The organism is Hydrobacter penzbergensis, assembly GCF_900106985.1.
In the GTDB taxonomy this organism is placed as follows: domain Bacteria; phylum Bacteroidota; class Bacteroidia; order Chitinophagales; family Chitinophagaceae; genus Sediminibacterium; species Sediminibacterium magnilacihabitans.
Genome location: NZ_FNNO01000001.1, coordinates 198,072 through 214,761, shown reverse-complemented (window position 1 = coordinate 214,761; position 16,690 = coordinate 198,072). Strand labels below are relative to the sequence as shown.

Here is a 16,690-nt window from a genome sequence, read left to right as displayed (position 1 = left end):
CATGAAACTATCTGTCATCTTAGTCAATTACCGTTCTGCCGCTTATATCATTGACTGTATTCGCTCTGCCACTGCATTCGAAAGTGTAAGCAGTTTTGAATGGATAGTAGTGGACAATGCATCGGGCGATGACAGTAGGGAAAAGATACTGCAACAATTTTCTTTTGTGCAATGGGTGGATATGGGATACAATGCCGGCTTCGCAAGAGCCAACAATGCCGGCATCAGGCAGGCTACAGGCGATGTATTGTTGTTGCTGAACCCGGATACCCTTATTTTGAATGATGCAATTCAGCAATGTTACCTGTCATTTGTTCAAAGCTCTTATGCAGCTTGTGGTGTACAACTTCTGTATGAGAACGGTGCGTCTCAGATATCGGGAAGCTATTTTATGAAGGGTGGTATCAATCACCTGCTCTCCATCCCTTACTGGGGTCGGTTTTTGCGATGGTTGGCTTTTCAATTGCATACGCGCAAACCGGGAGTAGAGCAGGTAGCTGATGAAGTAAAAGTGGACTGGATCAGCGGAGCCTTCCTGATGGTGAAAAAAAAAGCGATAGCAGTAGCCGGACTGATGGACGAAGATTTCTTCCTGTATGGGGAAGAAGTGGAATGGTGCAGCCGGTTGAAAAAGACAGGAGCATTGGTATTGTACGGGAATATTCGCATCGTCCACTTGATGGGGGAATCAATCAAAGACGCTACACAAACAAAAGATAAAACTTATGATAACCTGTTTGATAAAAAAGGATTGCAACTGATCGTGTCCAATCATGTGCGTATCAGGAAACAATATGGGATCGGTTGGTTCGTATTTCAGTTGTTGAATTATACCTGGGGGGTGTTGGTATTCGCAATATGTGGCACCATATGGCCATTGATACGCGGGAAGTCTCCGGTTGGTGAATGGAAAAAGATAGGGGGGCTAACAAAAAATGTTGCAGTAGTGTGGTCATTATTGCCAGTGATTGTGAGGAACAAACCGCATTTTTATAAAATGCTTTAAACAGTGGTGCGGCTGTCGAACAATCCTTTTAGTGCATCTATCCTGAATTGTATAACTGGCTTTGCTTTTGCCGGATTCCCTTGTAATGTGTACAGAATGCCCAATACTACAGAAGCACCCAACTTGAAAAAATATTCAATGATCTTTTTGTAGTAAGCCATCCTGCCAATGGCTTTGACTCTTACCTGTTCACCTCTTCCAATGCCACTGGCAATGCGGTACATGTATTCGGGTGTCAGCTTCTTGACCTCTACTACATGTTCCACGCAGATAGAGGGGTTGTAGTAAATATTGCCACCCAATGCCTGTAATTTGAAGAAGAATTCCTTCCCCTCGCCACCGATACGCAAAGTGCCCGCCACACCTGGCAAAGCCGTATTGAATCCGTTGACTCTTATGAAATAGGCTTTTCGTACGATCATGTTTGATTCTAACGGGTATTTACCTGGCTTAAATAATGTGACTTCCTGCGCATAATCGAAATTGCCAACAAGAGAGGATACATAATAACTCATCCATGCAGGCTCTGAAGGAATATACCTGGGTATGATTCTTCCGCCTAATCCGATCGCATCGGCATGCTGATCGAAAAAAGATACGATACGCTCCAGGTAATCGGGTGCTGCAATGGCGTCATCGTCCATGAAACACAAGAGAGGAGACTTGCTTAAAGCAGCGCCGGTGTTCCTCGCGAAGGAAGCGCCCTGTTTCGGTTCGTTAAGAAATTGAAAAGAAGCATCGGGATGTGCGGCGATATAAGCATCACAAATACTGGTAGTATTATCGGATGAATTGTTGTTGACGATGATCACCTCATAATATTGCTTGTCAAGGCTTTGCCTGTACAAACTTTCCATAGCATCCACAATATAATCGGCCCGGTTATAGGTGCACACCACTACAGATATCTTTGGCATCGTACTCATGCAGTCTCTTTTCTGCGCTTGCGCAGCCCCGCTACTATAGCAGCTACTAACAACACCCAAATTAAGAACGATGCACTTACAGCCGCTTTAACACTGTTGTAATAAGAAGCCGGCCTGAATTTGAACAGGATCGTGTGTTCTCCAGCAGGAATGGCCAACCCGCGAAGTACATAGTTGGTCTTCACAATCGGCGCTTCCTTCCCATCGATGGTAGCTTTCCAGCCACGATCATAAAATATCTCGCTGAATACGGCGAACTGGTTGGTTTTACTGCTCGACTGGTATTTGATCTCATCGTTGTCGTTGTACACCTGTTTTATGTGTGCAGTACTATCGGCTATGGGTTCAAATGCGATGTCTTTTTTGTACGACTCTTCTACAATGGCAGTATCTTTCGGGTTGAAATGATCCAGGGCTTTCATGGCTGCAGCCGGGCCATTCGTATATTGGATGTGCTTTACAAACCATGTCTGCCCCAATGCATCCGGGTTCACTTGCAACATCGGCTGACCATTCTGCTGGTTCGGGAAAATGAAATATTTGGTATTGAGCATATTCAATACTGGTATGTTCATGGGTTGCTTACGCAACTGGGAGCTGATCAGGTCATCATAAATGCTCAGCTTGGCAGGATGGTAACCGCCAATAGAACGATGGTGATAAGAAGTAGTGGCATCTGAAAAGGGGGCACCCGTGAGGTTGAATACGCGCGGACGGGTAGTGTCTTTCAATATTTCAAGGTCAACAGGGGTGGCTTTGAAATTATTGTCGCTGATGGTTTCCTGTTCCTGGAAATGCGCATCGTTCAAATATCTTTTGTCAACCAGGAAAAGATCGAAAGAACTCAATATCAGCAATGCAATGATGGCATGCATGGGTTTGAGTTTGTCTTTCAAAGTGAGCCAGAGTAAAGTGACAGCCGCAGCAACCAGTAAGATGCTACGGAGCAGGTCGGCGCCGAATAAGGCTTTGCGGTCTTCTTTTAGTGCATTGTAGAAGGCACGTGCGTCTTCCTGCTTGCCGCCCAATAATTGAGCCATATATGCTTTCAGGTTCTCGTCACCGCTGGCTCTATAGTCGAAAGAAAGATAACAACCCAGTGCTATCAACAGAAAAGCACCAGTGATGTAAACAGCTGTTTTCAGTTTTTTCAACGCTGCTGCCTTATCGGTTTCTTCAAAGAAAAATTGTTGCAAGGCCATGATGCCAATCAGCGGAAACAACAATTGGGGAATGATCAGTATGATGCTCGGCGCCCTAAACTTGTTGTATAAAGGCAAGTAATGAAAAAGGAAAGTATTGATAGTGGGCAGATTCTTGCCCCAGCTCATTAGAAGGGCTACCAGGCAAATGGCAAGTACCCACCACTTGTGCCATGTTTTGAGGTAAACCATGCCGAAGATGAAAAGAAAGCAAATAATAGCCCCGAGGTACACAGGTCCTGCATTGCCAGGTTGCTCGCCCCAATAGGTAGACCCGGAAACGATTTGAGTGAATTGTGCAGCCTGATCTTCAGAGAGACCTTTTTCGAGCGCAAGCTTGGTAAAATGAGAGCCGGCATCTAAAGAGGAAAGGTATCCGCCCCCGTAAATTGATGGTACCAGGAAGGTGAGGCTTTCAGCTTTGCCATAACTGCCATAAGTGAAAGCATAATCTACAGTCAGGCCAGTGCTTTTTTTGCCCGAAGCAGTGGTATCCAGACTAAGCGCACTGCCTCCGCGCATGGTGGCTTTGGCATACTCGGCAGTAGTGGCAAGACTTACCATATTGGCTACTATACCTACACCCGCGGCAGCAAAAGTGACCGCCAGTGATAATACGAGGCGTTTGTATTCCCTGTTCTTGATCCATTCAACGGCATAGGCAATGCTCATGAACCCGGCCATCATAATGAAATAATAAGATACCTGCAAGTGATTCATGCCAATGAGCAGGCTGGTGAACAAAGCGGTCAACGCCGCACCCCACCAGTATTTTTTCTGAAAGATGAGCCAGACAGCACCCAACAAAGCTGGCAGGTAACCCATGGCCTGCATTTTGGTATCGTGTCCCACTACGGCTATAATGGGACTATAAGTAGCATAAGCATACGCAAGGCCTCCCAGGATACCCAACCAGGGTTTGATACGCAATACTTGTGATAAAAAATAAAAGCTGATGCAGAGTAAGAAAAAGAATCCCGCAGGCTTGGGCAGAAACAGCATGAAGAGGTAATGGAAATAAATAGGAGAGAATATATTACCTGGTTCCATGACTATCTGATAACCGGGCATTCCACCAAAAAGGTTGTTGTTCCACAAAGGCCAGTGGTTGTTGTGCTTTTCCTTATAATTCACCATATCCTGTGCCATTCCCTGCCAATGTATCACATCGGATTGTGCGAGTACTTTACCTTCCAGCGCAGGTTTGCAGTAGATCACTGCCACAAGAACAAATACAACTACCGCAATAGCGTGGGGTAATAATGCTTTCCACTGGAAATTCTTCATGATTCCTTTTTTACGATGTTGGCAAACCTACAGGAAAAATATTTGATTTTTATAGCACAGATGGTTATTTATATACAGCTTGACTGTAATTTGTGGGGAATATGAAGAGTCTCGCTTTCCTTTCCCGGTTGGCCCTTATTTGTAACCTGCTGTTCATCGTTTGCCTCATCATCCAGCGAACCCATGATTTCATTGGCAGGGCAGAAGTGAGTCATACGATTATCATATTGGGCTGGTTCATAGCACCCTTCCTGAATTTGTTGGTACACAGTTGGTACGGGATCAGGTTGATAAAAAAAGAACCCGTTTTATTGCCCAAATGGCTCATCATCGTTAATTTGTCGGTATTGTTTTTACAATTCTTCATTTTTTTCATACTCCCCTGATGATACACAGCATACTGAAAGACAAACCCACCAAATTGTTTTTAGGGATCAGCGCTTTTTTTGTGGCCAACGCACTCATTGCGGAATGCATTGGCGGAAAGATTTTTTCGCTGGAAAAAGTTTTCGGGTTGAACCCGGTTCAATTCAACTTGTTCGGACAGTCAGGCATGTCGTTCAATCTTACCTGTGGTGTGTTGTTATGGCCGCTTGAATTTGTGATCACCGATGTGGTCAATGAATATTACGGACCAAAAGCCGTGCGAAGAATCAGTTATACTGCGGTAGCACTGATCGGTTATGCCTTCCTGATGTTTTACCTGGCCATGCAAATAGCGCCGGCCAATTTCTGGATCGCTTCCAAACAGGCCGATGGTATTCCAAATATGCAGCAGGCATTTAGCGGAATATTCGGACAAGGCATGTGGATTATCCTGGGTAGCCTTACCGCATTCCTCGTAAGCCAGATTGTGGATGTTACCGTATTTCATCGCATTAAAAAAGTTACCGGCCACAAATGGGTCTGGTTGAGGGCAACCGGTTCTACGGTTGTGTCACAACTGGTAGACAGCTTCGTGGTTCTTTTTATCGCATTTAAAATAGGTAATGGCTGGAGCTGGCAATTGGTGCTGGCCATTTGTGTAGTGAATTATTTATATAAATTTACTATGGCGGTTGTGCTTACGCCGCTGATTTACCTGATCGAAGGAAGGATAGAACGGTATGTGGGACATGAAACGGCCCACAAGATGAAGCTGGCGGCGATGGGCAAATCGGAAGAGTGAACCGTTTAAATGCAACTTAAAATGAACCTCTTTTTTTGATGCTGGCAGAGTTGTAAGCAACTTTGCAGCGATTTTTAATAAACCCCATGAAACGATTATTTGTCCTTGCATGCTTGTCTTTTTGCGCCCTGACCCAATTAACTGCGCAGGATAGCAGTCATGCCTCCCAATGGCGTTTTTCAGCCGGAATCAACCTGATAACCGTTTCAACGTATAACATCGTTGGCACCGATACGGGTTTTAACAACTCACTTTCCTTTGGTCCAACCCTTTCATTCGGTAACAACAGTGGTTTTGCCATCAGCTATTCGCCGCGGTTTGTAATGGGTGGTACCAATAAAGGATTGTATATGCATGCAGTGAGTATGGGTTTTTCCCGTTACGACCTGCCTGTTTTTGATTATGCCATTACTTATGGGCATTATTTTTTTACCGGTAACAAGAGCGTTCCCTATTCGCCTATGAGCAATGAAATATATGGCGACCTGACCTATAAAAAAACCTGGTTGATGCCCTATATCGCTGTGGGAATCGGGTTTGGCAAGGACACTTCGGCAAGACCTGCTTCTTCTGTAAGTGATATTGGATTGACTGCAGGCTTCAGCCATTCATTCGAATGGGAGAGTGGAGATGTTGGATTTTCAATGATCCCTTCGGTGGGACTGAATGCCGGCACGAACGATTATTTTTCCTTTCTTAATACCACCAGGTATATAGGTCATAACTCAAAGTCTGTCAGCTATGTGAAAAAAGGCAGCGGAAGTACTGCCAGAAGAGGGGGCAGGCGTGCTGGTACTGGCACAGGCACAGGTGGAGGAACCACCACTACAACTTCTTCTGCACAGGGTTTTGGTATAACCAATGTGCAACTGGATCTTGAATCAGCTATTGACATCAACAATTTGTCTATTCGCCCCACAGTAAGCCTGTTTATTCCTGTAGGAAATGCAGCATCTGGGAACAGCACTACTGCTTTCTGGCAATTGATGTTTGAATATAGATTTTAAACAGTGCGTTGCGCCAGCACTTTCTGAACAACGATCTTATCAATGGGCAGGGTCATGATATCTTCATGTACCTGCTCCCATGCAATCCAACGAAAGACCTCACTTTCTCCCTGCGGATCTGCTACCTGGTGGGGGGCAAAATCGAAAGGACGATCTTTTGTTTCGAGTTGAATGGGTTCTGTTGTATGCACGTAATAATAAATGGAGATGATCTGGTCGCCCGGATGAAAAGCGGAAGGCTGGTAATAATCAGTGGTATAAATATGGTCGCCGATGGTTACAGAAAGACCGGTTTCTTCCATGAACTCACGTTTGAGACAATCCCTCGTGCCTTCGCCGAATTCCAATCCTCCTCCCGGCAGTTTGGTAAAATACCCGCCGCGAATGAATTCATCGCTTACGAGTAAACGTTGGCGACTGTCGAGCAGGATGCCATATACCCTAACGTTTATTTTTGCCATATCAGAACCATTTCTTTTTCATGAAATACCAACTGATGATCACCGATGCGATTAACGAAAGTACGATTGAGACATAGAATGCATATGGAGAATGCACATAGGGTATGCCTATGTTCATGCTATATATACCGGCCACTAACGCGGGGAATGAAATTATAATGATAATAGAAGTCAGGCGCTTCATCACACTATTCAGGTTATTGCTGATAATGCTGGCAAAAGCATCGAGTGTACTGGTGAGGATATTTGTGTAAGTATTGGCCATTTCAAGGGCCTGGCTGGTATCCACGATCAGGTCGTTCAGAAATTCTCGTTCTTCTTCGTTCAGTCCCAGGAAATTGCTTCTCTCCAGTTTCATCATCAACATCTCATTGCCGCGCAGGGCGGTAACAAAATACACCAGGCTTTTTTGTATCCGCATGAGGTTGAGCAAGTCTTCGTTGCTGTTGCTTTCGTACAAACTTGTTTCGTACTGGTTACGGCGGTGATTGATCTCTTTGAGGAATTCCATAAAATTCTGCACCACTTTTTCAAACACTTTCAGGATCATCATATTCTTTTTGTCGGGATGACGTTTCTGAAAAGAGTTGAGGAATTTTTTGATGGCTCCGTTGTCGAATGAGTTTACCGTAACAATCTGGTTGTGCGTGAGGATAATGCAGATGGGAATAGTAATATAGTAAGCATCACTGTCGTTGAAAGAATTGTTTTCGGTGGGCGTTTTGATAACAATGAACCGCACATTGTCTTCCAGTTCATAGCGTGGCCGCTCGTCTATATCCAGTGAATCGCGCAGAAAGGCGATGGGTATTTCCAGTTTTTCTCCCAGTTCAATGAATTCTTCTTCCTTGAAAGGAGGAACAAGGTTCACCCAAATGCCTGCTTCCGGTTTATTGATTTCAATCGTTTGGCCGTCTTGGTTCTTAAAGTATTGTATCATTGGCTATATCTCTATCTCCCCTTTGAACACAAATGTCGCTGGTCCGCATAACCAGATATTCTCAAAACTGTGTTCCCCTGTCTTGTCGAATTCAACTGCGAGATGCCCGCCCAGGGTTTGCACTTCCACCTGGTTAAATCCTTTGTCGTTATGAGCAGAAACCAGTGCAGATGCAGTAACACCCGTTCCGCAACTGAAAGTTTCATCTTCCACACCACGTTCATAAGTACGCACAATGATTTTTTTATCATCGTTCTCTACAAAATTCACGTTAATGCCTTCGGCTTCAAAGTCCTTGCTATAACGGATCTCCCTGCCGGCTTTGAAAACATCGAGGTCCATCACATGGTGAACGTTCTTGACATAATGCGGAGAACCGGTATCGAGCAGGAGGTCGCCATGGTATTCTTTTACTTCGTTTACATCCTGCATTTTAAGCCTGATCCATCCGTTTTCGTCAAGCTCTGCCTGGTGATCGCCGTCTACTGCTCGGAATAAATAGTTTGCTTTGTGGATACCCCTGTCGAATGCAAAGCGGGTCAGGCAACGGCCTCCATTGCCGCACATACTGCTTTCACGTCCATCGGCATTGTAATAAGCCATTTCAAAATCATAGCCATCCAGCTTGTTGAGGAGCATCAGGCCATCTGCCCCAATGCCGAAACGCCTGTCGCACAAAAATTTCACTTGCTGGGTATTGAGTGAAATGGAGCCATCCCTGTTATCGAGGATCACAAAATCATTTCCGGTGCCCTGGTATTTGTAAAAAGTAAGTTGCATGTTGTTCAGATTCAAAAGCCAAAACTAATATTATTGCTGTTTAATTCATCGCCAGTATTCCCAGCGTTTTTACGATCAATTGTTCTATTGCGGCTGCACTATCTTTGCTGAATTCTTTTTTTACCCTGTTGGCCACAATAGCGCTCAGGCTCAAACAGTGATGACCTAACAATTTTCCGATGCCATAGATGCCGCTGGTCTCCATTTCAAAATTAGTGATACGATGGTTTCCAAAGCGAAATGCTGTAAGCAAGTCTATAAAATCGGGGTTTATAAGGCCCAGTCGCAGTACCCTTCCCTGTGGACCATAAAACCCCGGGCAGGTAACGGTGATACCGTGGTGGAATCCTTCTACAAAATGCTTCAATACTGCGGCGCCTGCACCGGCAATATATGGAGCAGCCATACCACCTGTTAATTGGGTATGGGCGGTAAATGCTTTAAGTATGTGCAGGTCTTCATCGTTGTTTTCCTGGCGGTAAAAATTAAGCAGATTATCCACCCCTAACCCATGTGTGCTGGCCACAAAACTGTCCACCGGAATATCGGCCTGCAAGGAGCCGGAAGTGCCTATGCGCACAATGGTTAACTTACTCAGTTCCTTTTTGACCGTTCTGCTGGTAAAGTCTATGTTCACCAATGCATCCAGTTCATTCAATACAATATCAATGTTGTCGGTTCCAATGCCGGTAGAAACTACTGAAATCCTTTTTTGCCCAATACGGCCTGTATGTGTTACAAATTCCCGATGTTGGTATTTCCCTTCAATGTTATCGAAATGCTTGCTCACTTCTTGTACCCGGTCAGGATCGCCTACTGTAATAATGGTATTAGCCAGCTCTTCCGGCCTGAGGTTCAGGTGGTAAACAGCGCCGCGGTTATTGATGATCAGCTCACTTTCTGCTATGCGATTCATGGTCCATACATTGTTCGTGTACAAATCTCGTGTATTCGGGCAAAGAATTTAGAATTTTGAAATTCAACGGTTTGCTTTATTTTCGCAGCCTGATTCAGGAAAGGTCCTGTGGCCGAGTGGCTAGGCAGAGCTCTGCAAAAGCTTCTACACCAGTTCGAATCTGGTCGGGACCTCTTTTTTTCCTCATAAATTCGTATATTCGTACAGTATTCTACATGCTCTTTCTTCGGTTCGGTTGACCGTATCTCTTGCGTGACCTGTTGCACGCGTTCGTTTCTTGCACATATTTTTCGAAGCCTGCCGCCTGCGTTTCTTGCCTGCGAACTGTATCTGTTTTTCTAAATGAACAAAACCGACATACTATGAAAAAGAAAGGTTTTCTTATCGACATGGACGGGGTGGTATATAAAGGCAACGAACCAATCCCCGGTGCAGTAGCATTCATCAATGGCCTGCGTGAGAAAGGGTTTTCCTTTCTGTTCCTGACCAATAACAGCCAGCGTACGTCTAGGGATGTCTGTTATAAACTGCGCAAAATGGGCTTTCATGTGAATGATGAGGACATTTTTACCTGTGCAATGGCTACAGCCCGGTACCTGGCTTCGAGAAAAGAACAAGGTACGGCTTATGTGATTGGGGAAGGGGGACTGCTCACGGAATTACACAATATTGGTTATTCCATTGTAGATGATCATCCCGATTATGTGATCATCGGTGAGGGAAGAACGATTATGTTGGAATCGGTTGACAAAGCCATCAACATGATCATGGGCGGGGCCAAACTGATTGCCACCAACCTGGATCCGAATTGCCCGGTAGGTAATGGAAAATACCGTGCAGGCTGTGGCGCCTTTGTTGCCATGCTGGAATTTGCTACAGGCAAACAGGCATTCAGTGTGGGTAAGCCCAGCCCGGTGATGATGCGTATGGCCAGGAAGATATTGGGATTGTCTACTGCGGAGACCATCATGATCGGGGATACCATGGGCACCGATATCTTGGGCGCCGGTTCCATGGGGTTCACCACTGTACTTACTTTATCGGGCGTAACGAAAGAAGAGGACCTGGATCATTACGGATACACACCTGATTTCATCATACCCTCTGTGAAGAGTTTGCTGGATGAAGCTTTGTTTACAAAAGTACTGTCCAAACAACATGAACAATTTTCATATGATGGTCACACGATGGTTGTGCATTAAATAAAAAGAGAGCGGCTGAGGAATCAGCCGCTTTGTCTATCCTGTATTCAAAACCAACCCGTAAGAAACGGGTACCTAAACTCATGGATAATAGTAAACTTTTTACATCGGCCGGATTTGTTTTAAGAAATAAAAGTAACGATCGCGAAAAGTATCAGTGTGGCCACTATAGCCGGTAACACCAATGCCAAGATCATACCGAGTTTATCGGGGATTGTTTTTTTCTTCATGCCTATTGGGTTTAGTTAATGAATTGGTTTAGCCCTCCAGTGTAAGTCAACAAGCGTGCCAATCTGTTTGAGCCAGGCACAGCTTGAGTTTCATCGTATCTATTGATGATAGATGTAAGAGAATAAGCCTGAGCCTGTATAAAAAGAAAGCGGCTGAAGAATCAGCCGCTCTGTCTATCCTGTATTTAAAACCAAACCCGCAGGTACGGGAATCCTAAGCCTTATTTACTTGTGCAGTGTAACAGTAGGAAGCTCTGTATTATTTCCTTTCATTACCTGTACATTAGTGATCGTAGTGTCCCGGTATCCGTTACTTGATTTGAACGATACACTGTAAGTGCCAGTCTTTAATCCACGAATCTTGAATTCTCCATTACCTGTTTCTGGGATCGCTGTTGCAGTATCTGTTCCGGAATAAGCTTTCACTATTGCATGTGCATCGAGCGGTAATACCTTGCCTTCAATGCTGCCGGATTGTTCCATGCTGAATGCTTTTAATACCGGTTTCAGGTAAAACTGACCATTGTACTCACGGATGGATTCTGAAAGATCAAAGTCAATCCAAAGACTCACCTGGCCACCTGCATCATCGATCTCTTTTTCGTCAATCTTTACATAGAGATAGTTGTTCTGGCCTGGAGCCAGAATCAGCGGTTGTGATACTTTGTTGGCTAACACCACTGAATTGTTGCTACCCACGGTAATCCGGATCTTCTCGATCCTGCCCACAGGAATATTACCAGTAGCCAATACAGTGTCCAATCCATTCCTGAGTTTCATGATATCATACACACCGGGTCTGATGTGCAGGGTATCCCATTTACCAAACTGGTCATGGTCTGTCCCGTCATTATCGCTGTCTTTATCAGCATCGTCGAAATGACTGTCGTGATTCAAATCAGGGTCGATTTTAACTTCCACTGTTTTAACGTCAATAAAGACATCGTTGAAAAGTGCAGGGTCATCTGTTAAATGCACTGTCAGGAATTTGTTTTGCGGAGTGCTCGCCGATTTGTTACAGGCGATTGCAAAGAATAATAAGAAAACCGGCAATACCATTGCCATCATCATGCCGAAGCGGTTCAAAGTAATTTTTTTCATACATCTGGGTTTTTGATAAGGGTATCAGCTATCTGTCAGGCTAATCGCAACAAGTATGCCAGCCTGTTGTGCAACTGTGTTTTATAAAAAGACAATGGAGCGGAAAGAAGGTCCTAGTGGGAAGCCCAAAAAAGGTAAAAATAACTTCAAAAGAAGATACTTGACTTGAAACTAAATACTTATGCATTATTGTTAATTACCTCTTGTTGTGGCGCCTGCAAATTGCTGTACGATTGCAGGCAAACGGGGCAAAGACAATTATCAAATTGTTCCCTCAATAAAGCGAGGGTGGGGGCATCAACACAGACCGATTCGCACCAGCAGCCCGGCGCTTCATTCTTGCAGCCAAACGTGGCTCCGCATTTTGAACAGGTCTTTTGCATGGGATGCTAAATTAATATTATTAATGGAGTAGCAATACCGTATATGCCCTACATTTAATTTGCAGAATATTAAATGAACGCATGTATGCAAGAGGATATCATTAACCAGATCAGCAACCGTTTACGGGAACTCAGGAAGGACAAGAACATCACATTGCAGGAACTGGCTGATGCAGCAGGCGTTTCCAAGGGAATGCTCAGCCAGGTGGAGAATAACCGAAGCATCCCCTCTTTAACAGTGTTGCTCAACCTGATCAAATCTTTGCAGATAGATTTTAATGAATTTTTTAAAGACATCAACCTGCTCTCCTCCGATCACAAAGTGATCTACCGGAAAAAAGAACAGTATCAGCCTTTTGAAAAAGAAAACGCCCATGGTTTTTATTACCAGCGGCTGTTCTCCACTACCGTACACGATTACCATGTAGATTTCGTGCTCCTTCGATTGGAAAGCAATGCCGAACGCCAAATGGTGAGTACGGATGCCTTCGAGTTCAAATACCTGCTGAAGGGTAAAGTTGAATATACCATTGGCGAAGAAACTTACCTCATGGAGGAGGGCGACTCTCTCTTTTTCGACGCCGGAGACCTCCACAACCCCCGCAACACCAGCCAGGAAGACGCCCTGCTGCTGGTCATCTATTTTTTCAAAAACAGATCGGTATAAGACCAGGGTATATTTTGTGTTTAGTATTTATAAACGTAAGACCTTTTAAAGACTGTATTTGTTTACAAATACTTTACTTTTAGTTAACTTTAACTAAACTATTTCATAACACTGCGCTGATACTTTTGCCTTCTAAAACATCAAAACCCTTGTTTATGAAGCATCAGTTGATTCGCTATTTCAAGGCTTTGTTACTGTCGCTTACGACCCTTGTGATGTGCGCACATTTGTCTGCACAATCCGTTTCCGTAAAAGGAAAAGTAACAGATGCCGCTACCAAGCGCCCCGTGGAAGGGGTTAGTGTTACTGTTAAGCATACCAATATTGGCACTACTACCAATGCAAATGGTGAATTTGAACTGCATGTTGCTCCTGCAAATAGTCAGTTGTTGATCAATTATGTTGGATATGCACAAAAACAAGTGAATGCAACCAGCCAATTTTTGGATATTCTTATTGACCCTTCGTCAAAACAACTGGACGAAGTGGTGGTAACCGCCCTGGGTGTGAAAAAGGAAACCAAAAAACTGGGTTACGCTGTTCAGGAAGTAAAAGGTGCCGACCTTGTAAAAGCCCGGGAGCCTAATCCCGTCAATGGCCTGGTGGGCAAAGTTGCGGGCCTGGATGTGGCCATCAGCAGAGAAATGCTGGCTGCACCAGCCGTATCTCTCCGCGGTTATAATATCTCTTTATATGTAGTAGATGGTATACCCATCACATCCGATACCTGGAACCTCAGTCCGGATGACATCGAATCTTATACTGTCCTGAAAGGCCTCGCCGCTACTGCTATCTATGGTAGCCGTGCCCAGGATGGCGCTATCCTTATTACTACCAAAAAGGCTAAGAAAAATGATAAAGGCTATACCATAGAATTCAATTCATCTACCCAGCTTGACAAAGGTTTTATAGCCGTTCCGAAAACCCAGGCGCTCTATGGCGGAGGTGATTATTCGCAGTATGCGTTTGGAGATGGTAAAGGTGGTGGTATCAATGATGGAGACTACGATGTATGGGGACCTAAATTTGAAGGACAATTGGTTCCCCAGTACGACAGTCCTATCGACCCGGTAACCGGAGTTAGAAAGGGAACGCCTTATATTGCCCGTGGTGTGGATAACCTGAAAAAATTCATCCAGGCCGGTCTGTTAACCACCAATAACCTCAGCTTTTCATCTGCCAACGACAGATCCAATATCAGGATGTCGCTGTCTCATACTTACCAGCAGGGCATTGTACCCAATACCAAATTGAATACGGTTAATTTCAACATCAATACTGGGTACAACCTGAGTGATAAATTGAAGATTGAGGGTAGCCTGAACTATAATCGTCAATTCTCTCCCAACTTTCCTGATGTTGTGTACGGTCCTAACAGCGTGATCTATAACCTGACCATCTGGACTGGTGCCGATTACGATGTGAATCAACTGCGTAATTACTGGCAGCCTGGCAAGGAAGGTGTTCAATCCATATTTGCTGAATATCAGCGTTACCACAATCCCTGGTTCATGAGTTACGAATGGTTGCGCGGTCATTATAAAACAGATGTGTACGGAACTGCTGCGTTAACCTATAAACCCAATTCGCATATCGAAGCCATTCTGAGGACGAACGTGAGCACTTTCGATATAATGCGTAATGAGAAACTGCCTTATTCGGCGCACCCATACGGCAGGGAACTGAACCGTGGCGATTATTCTGAAGACAGGCGCTCAATGTTCGACAACAACGTAGAAGGCTTGGTGAAATACACCGGTAAGATCAGGGGTGGGTTTACCATTGACGGCCTTGGTGGTGTCAATGCCCGCAATTTCAGCTATAACTCCAGCTTTGTGAAAACGGACTACCTGAACGTTCCGGGGCTTTATTCTTTCGCCAATACCCTGAACCCGCTGAAAGCTTACAATTTTAATTCGAAAATGCTGGTATTGAGTGCTTATTACTCTCTCAGTGTAGATTATAAAAAATACCTTTCAGTAACCACTACAGGCAGGGTAGATAAAAACTCTACACTCCGTTTGAACAATAACACTTATTTCTATCCTTCGGTTTCAGTAGCATCTGTTATTTCAGATTATATAGACTTGCCTCGTGTCATCAGCTTCCTGAAAATCAGGGGAAGCTATGCTACGGCAAAAGCGCCCAGTACCAGCCCTTATCTCGGGCCGGCCGGTTACCCGTTGGGTTATGGAACTCCTTATACAACGGTATATGGCGGACCTTCTTATTCATTGTCTGACCCTGCTTATGGTATTGGAACTGTGTACAATAACCAGACAGGCGCTTATGCACCGGGTAATAAAGTAGATCCCAATATCAAGTCTTCCGTTTCTACCAGTGCAGAGTACGGTCTGGATATCAAATTCCTGAAAAACAGACTGGGCTTGAGTGCTACTTATTACGACAATATCAAGGGTCCAGGCATCGTTACTTCAGCGCTTTCAGAAACATCCGGCTTAACCGGTATCATTACCAATGCGATCAAAACAGAGATCAAAGGTGCTGAACTGTCGCTGACTGGTTCACCCATCCAAAACAGGAAAGGCCTGTCATGGGATGTGTTGTTGAACTGGTCTACTTTCCGCGAAACTTATAAAGAACTGCCTGCTAACCTTTCGAACTACCAGTTCCAGCAGGGCGACAGGGTAGATAAGTTATACGCAAGTGTGACAGCCAAAACTCCCGATGGACAAGTGATCAATGACGCATCAGGCTATCCTGTTTATTTGCCGAAAGCTCAGTATGTAGGAAATGGGGATGTGGATTGGAGCTGGGCTGTTTACAACAAATTCACTTATAAAACCTTCAGCCTTGCTTTCCAGTTTGATGGTAAAGTAGGTGGAAAGGTACAGGACAGGGTATTGAGAAAAGGCATCGAAGGCGGAAGTAATATCGAAACCGTACAAGGTGCAGTAGGTGCAGCCAGGGAGTACGAGTTCCACCATTATACAGATCCGGGATTCAAAGGTACTTATGTAGGTGAGGGAGTACAGATCATCAGCGGTACACCCAAGTACGATCCGGTTACAGGCGTGATCACCAACTATAAAGACCTGCAATTTGCACCCAATAAATCGGTGGTGAATTATATCCAGGACTATGTGAGCAGTTATTTCAATGATTTCGAACACACTTCTGTAGCCAAAACCTACGCAAAATTGAGAGAAGTAGTGCTGACCTATTCTCTTCCCCAGCGATTCCTGGGCAAGAAATCCTTCATTACCAAAATCGATGTGTCGCTGGTTGGCCGTAATCTGCTGTATTTCTTCCCTTCCCGTTTTAAAGACATGGATGTGGACCAGTACTCTGGCAGAAACATCTATTCCGGCAACAGCAGGGAACCGAACCTGCAAACGCCAACAACGCGTAGCTACGGATTTAACTTAAACATTGTTTTCTAAACGACAAATA

The 16,690-nt window shown here is 44.6% G+C and carries 15 protein-coding genes and 1 tRNA gene; 8 read left to right on the top strand and 8 right to left on the bottom strand.

Annotation, left to right across the window (positions count from 1 at the left end; translation table 11 throughout):
• Position 1: 1 nt before the first annotated feature.
• A complete protein-coding gene (locus tag BLU98_RS01045; protein ID WP_092721389.1) occupies positions 2 to 1,006 on the top strand; it encodes a glycosyltransferase family 2 protein in 1,005 nt (334 codons plus the stop codon).
• Here BLU98_RS01045 and BLU98_RS01040 read toward each other — a convergent pair.
• Both BLU98_RS01040 and BLU98_RS01035 read right to left on the bottom strand, forming a co-directional pair.
• The gene (locus BLU98_RS01040; protein WP_092721388.1) at positions 1,003 to 1,932 is read right to left on the bottom strand and encodes a glycosyltransferase family 2 protein; all 930 of its coding nucleotides are present in this window, start codon (positions 1,930 to 1,932) and stop codon (positions 1,003 to 1,005) included. The two genes, BLU98_RS01045 and BLU98_RS01040, sit on opposite strands and share 4 nt — an antisense overlap.
• Positions 1,929 to 4,421: a YfhO family protein gene (locus BLU98_RS01035; protein ID WP_092721387.1), complete on the bottom strand. Its 2,493-nt coding sequence runs from the start codon at positions 4,419 to 4,421 to the stop codon at positions 1,929 to 1,931. The genes BLU98_RS01040 and BLU98_RS01035 overlap by 4 nt, the downstream gene beginning before the upstream one ends.
• Positions 4,422 to 4,522: 101 nt before the next feature.
• Here BLU98_RS01035 and BLU98_RS01030 point away from each other — a divergent pair, with 101 nt between their 5' ends.
• The 3 genes from BLU98_RS01030 to BLU98_RS01020 all read left to right on the top strand — a co-directional run bounded on the left by BLU98_RS01030 (position 4,523) and on the right by BLU98_RS01020 (position 6,596).
• The gene (locus tag BLU98_RS01030; protein ID WP_092721386.1) at positions 4,523 to 4,807 is read left to right on the top strand and encodes a hypothetical protein; all 285 of its coding nucleotides are present in this window, start codon (positions 4,523 to 4,525) and stop codon (positions 4,805 to 4,807) included.
• Positions 4,807 to 5,589: a queuosine precursor transporter gene (locus BLU98_RS01025; RefSeq protein WP_092721385.1), complete on the top strand. Its 783-nt coding sequence runs from the start codon at positions 4,807 to 4,809 to the stop codon at positions 5,587 to 5,589. Before BLU98_RS01030 ends, BLU98_RS01025 begins: the two co-directional genes overlap by 1 nt.
• 86 nt (positions 5,590 to 5,675) lie before the next feature.
• On the top strand, positions 5,676 to 6,596 hold the full coding sequence (locus BLU98_RS01020) for a hypothetical protein (RefSeq protein ID WP_139173799.1): 921 nt from the start codon (positions 5,676 to 5,678) through the stop codon (positions 6,594 to 6,596).
• Here BLU98_RS01020 and BLU98_RS01015 read toward each other — a convergent pair.
• Genes BLU98_RS01015 through BLU98_RS01000 form a run of 4 tightly spaced genes read right to left on the bottom strand, consistent with a single transcriptional unit; the run spans position 6,593 to position 9,693 of the window.
• On the bottom strand, positions 6,593 to 7,057 hold the full coding sequence (locus BLU98_RS01015; protein ID WP_092721383.1) for an NUDIX hydrolase: 465 nt from the start codon (positions 7,055 to 7,057) through the stop codon (positions 6,593 to 6,595). The two genes, BLU98_RS01020 and BLU98_RS01015, sit on opposite strands and share 4 nt — an antisense overlap.
• Before the next feature lies 1 nt (position 7,058).
• Positions 7,059 to 7,997, bottom strand: coding sequence for a magnesium transporter CorA family protein (locus BLU98_RS01010; protein WP_092721382.1), 939 nt, complete (start codon positions 7,995 to 7,997; stop codon positions 7,059 to 7,061).
• Positions 7,998 to 8,000: 3 nt separating this feature from the next.
• Positions 8,001 to 8,777, bottom strand: a complete 777-nt coding sequence (dapF, locus tag BLU98_RS01005) for a diaminopimelate epimerase (RefSeq protein WP_092721381.1) — start codon at positions 8,775 to 8,777, stop codon at positions 8,001 to 8,003.
• A 40-nt stretch (positions 8,778 to 8,817) separates the two neighbouring features.
• Entirely contained in the window at positions 8,818 to 9,693 is an 876-nt protein-coding gene (locus BLU98_RS01000; RefSeq protein WP_092721380.1) for a nucleoside phosphorylase, read from the bottom strand.
• Positions 9,694 to 9,795: 102 nt separating this feature from the next.
• On the opposite strand from BLU98_RS01000, the gene BLU98_RS00995 reads away from it, so the two are divergent.
• Positions 9,796 to 9,866 (top strand) — tRNA-Cys (locus BLU98_RS00995).
• Positions 9,867 to 10,055: 189 nt separating this feature from the next.
• The gene (locus BLU98_RS00990) at positions 10,056 to 10,895 is read left to right on the top strand and encodes an HAD-IIA family hydrolase (RefSeq protein ID WP_092721379.1); all 840 of its coding nucleotides are present in this window, start codon (positions 10,056 to 10,058) and stop codon (positions 10,893 to 10,895) included.
• Between the two features lie 455 nt (positions 10,896 to 11,350).
• On the opposite strand, the gene BLU98_RS00985 is transcribed toward BLU98_RS00990, so the two are convergent.
• Positions 11,351 to 12,226, bottom strand: a complete 876-nt coding sequence (locus BLU98_RS00985; RefSeq protein ID WP_092721378.1) for a DUF4382 domain-containing protein — start codon at positions 12,224 to 12,226, stop codon at positions 11,351 to 11,353.
• A gap of 179 nt (positions 12,227 to 12,405) precedes the next feature.
• Positions 12,406 to 12,609: a cysteine-rich CWC family protein gene (locus BLU98_RS17990; RefSeq protein ID WP_092721377.1), complete on the bottom strand. Its 204-nt coding sequence runs from the start codon at positions 12,607 to 12,609 to the stop codon at positions 12,406 to 12,408.
• An 85-nt stretch (positions 12,610 to 12,694) separates the two neighbouring features.
• Here BLU98_RS17990 and BLU98_RS00975 point away from each other — a divergent pair, with 85 nt between their 5' ends.
• Positions 12,695 to 13,276, top strand: a complete 582-nt coding sequence (locus BLU98_RS00975) for a helix-turn-helix domain-containing protein (RefSeq protein ID WP_092721376.1) — start codon at positions 12,695 to 12,697, stop codon at positions 13,274 to 13,276.
• Positions 13,277 to 13,431: 155 nt separating this feature from the next.
• Complete coding sequence (locus BLU98_RS00970; RefSeq protein ID WP_092721375.1) at positions 13,432 to 16,680, top strand: SusC/RagA family TonB-linked outer membrane protein; 3,249 nt, start codon at positions 13,432 to 13,434, stop codon at positions 16,678 to 16,680.
• The last annotated feature ends 10 nt before the right edge of the window (positions 16,681 to 16,690 follow it).